Source organism: Sphingomonas sp. CCH10-B3, assembly GCF_001556185.1.
In the GTDB taxonomy this organism is placed as follows: Bacteria; Pseudomonadota; Alphaproteobacteria; order Sphingomonadales; family Sphingomonadaceae; genus Sphingomonas; species Sphingomonas aquatica.
The window spans coordinates 1-2196 of the sequence record NZ_LSIJ01000086.1; the positions used below are offsets into that span (position 1 = coordinate 1).

1 protein-coding gene is annotated in these 2196 nt (G+C 71.4%); it reads right to left on the minus strand.

Going from position 1 to position 2196, the window contains the following annotated elements:
- Positions 1–155 precede the first annotated feature (155 nt).
- Positions 156–2196: AAA family ATPase (locus tag AX672_RS14070; RefSeq protein ID WP_066652255.1), on the minus strand; the 2041-nt coding region annotated here is incomplete at its 5' end.

The window sequence follows — 2196 nt, forward strand, 5'->3', positions numbered from 1 at the left end:
TCGCTATCCGTTCGCCCTTTCCGTGCAGATACGTCACTTTCGTGTAGTCACCCCTCCACGGCGCGGCGCAACAGCGCCAGCTCGCCACGCATGGCCTCGAAAGCCTCGGCCGCGTCTGCTCCCTGGCTGTCGTCCTCGTCCGCCACCCATCCCCCTTACCGGCTCATGCCACGCTCGCGATCACGCCCGATCGCGACCGACTGCGCCAGTTCCTGCCCGATCGACCGGCCCCGCTCCATGCTCAACGCCAGCTCGGGGGCGCGACGCCGCAACACGGATTCGAGTTGCGGATCGCGGTGCAACCCGCCCGCCATGCTCTCCATGCGCTTCCCCAGCTTCTCCGCGCCGGCACGATCGCCGGCACGCTCCATGCTGGCGCGCGCCTCCTTCATGCCCTGCCACTGCTCCACAAAGCGGCCCGCGCGCTTCTCGGGGTCAATGCGGACCTGGCGCTCCGTCTCCATCGCCTTCGCCGCCCCGCCCGTGTTCCCCTCCGCCGCGTCGCGCGCGAGCCGGGGGTCACGCTCGATCGCGCTGGCAAGGTCACGCGCGGCATGGGGCCGGGTCGCGTCCAACGCCTCGCCGGCGCGGCGCAACGCGCTCTCCTGGTGCGCCAGCACCGGCAACCCCTTCTCCCGCATCCGGCCTATATCGGCCGCGGCGCGCCCATAGCGTTCGATCGCGCGGGCCTGCGAGGGCGCCAGCGGCCGATCGGCCGCGACGCGCTCGGGCGACGTCGTTTTCTCCGACATCGGTTTCGGCCGGAATCCCGCGAACATGCCGCGCGCCTTGTCGCGCACCTTCTCCGCCACTTGGCGCGCGCGTTCCGGGAACCGGATCTCGCCCCATATCTCCCGGCGCTCGGCGAACACGCGAGCCTGGTCCTGCGCGGGGACCGCATAGTCGCCGGCCATGTCCTTGCTCCGGTCGCGCGACAGGGCGCGGACGAGCTGGCGTTGGTCGGCGAAGTCGTTGCGGCCATAATGGAGCTGCGCCCCGTCGCGGTGCCGCGACATGCCGACATAAGCGCTGTGGCGGTCCATGCCGGGGGTGGCGAGGACATGGGCGCGATCGACGGTCACGCCCTGCGCCTTGTGGAACGTCGCCGCATAGCCATGATCGACATGGGCGTAATCCTTGGCGTCGAACGCGACCTGACGGCCCCCGTCCAGCCGGACGGTCATGCCCTCCGGCGTCACCCGCTCGATCGTGCCAAGCGTGCCGTTCTTCACCCCTAGCGACCGCTCGTTCCGCAGGAACATCAAGCGGTCGCCGCGCGCGAACGCGCGCGTCCCTCGGTCGGCGCTGAACGTCACGTCGTCGCCAAGGTCGCCGGTCGCGCGAAGCCGGCCCCGCGCCTCCTCGTTCAGCTCGCGGACCTCGGCGTTGGTGTGGGTGAGGATGACGCGGGATTTGCCCGGCTCGGCCTGACGCGCGCGATCCCAGCCGTCCACCAGCTCGCCCCGCGCCTGCTCGCGCGTGTCGGCCGCGTGGACCATGCCCTTGCCATCATAGGCGTGGATCGCCTCGCCGGTGCGGCCTGTGGCGAGCGCGCGCGTCGCGTCGCGTTGCCAGTCCTCGCGCTGACGGCGTATCTCGGTGATCTCGGCCGCGCCATGCCGCTCGGTGATGCTGCGGAACGCCGCTCCGGCCTCGATCGCCTGCAACTGCTCGGGGTCGCCTACCATCACGACCTTGGCCCCGGCGTCGCGCGCCTGGCTCAACACACGCTCCATCTGGCGCGAGCCGATCATGCCGGCCTCGTCAACGACCAGCACGTCCCTGGGGCCTAGCTGCTCGCGCCCCTGACCCCATGCGTGTTCAAGGCTGGCGATGGTGCGTGACGCGATGCCTGATCCGCCCTCAAGGTTCTCCGCCGCGATGCCCGACAACGCCGCGCCGCGCACCGTGTAGCCCTGCCCCTCCCACGCCTCGCGCGCGACGCCAAGCATGGCGGATTTGCCGCTGCCGGCGTAGCCGACGACGGACGCCAGCCCTTCGCGCCCGGTGATGTGATCGAAGGCGTCGCGCTGCTCGGCCGACAGGACAAGCCCCTTGGCGCTGGCCGCGCCGATCGCGGCGTCCCGCTGGCGATCGGCGACGCCATGCCCGGCGCGGCCCGCCAGCTCGTCGCCGGCGCTCTCAAGCCGGGCCTCCACCGCGATCATATCGCGCGATGTGAACCGCTCCTGGTCG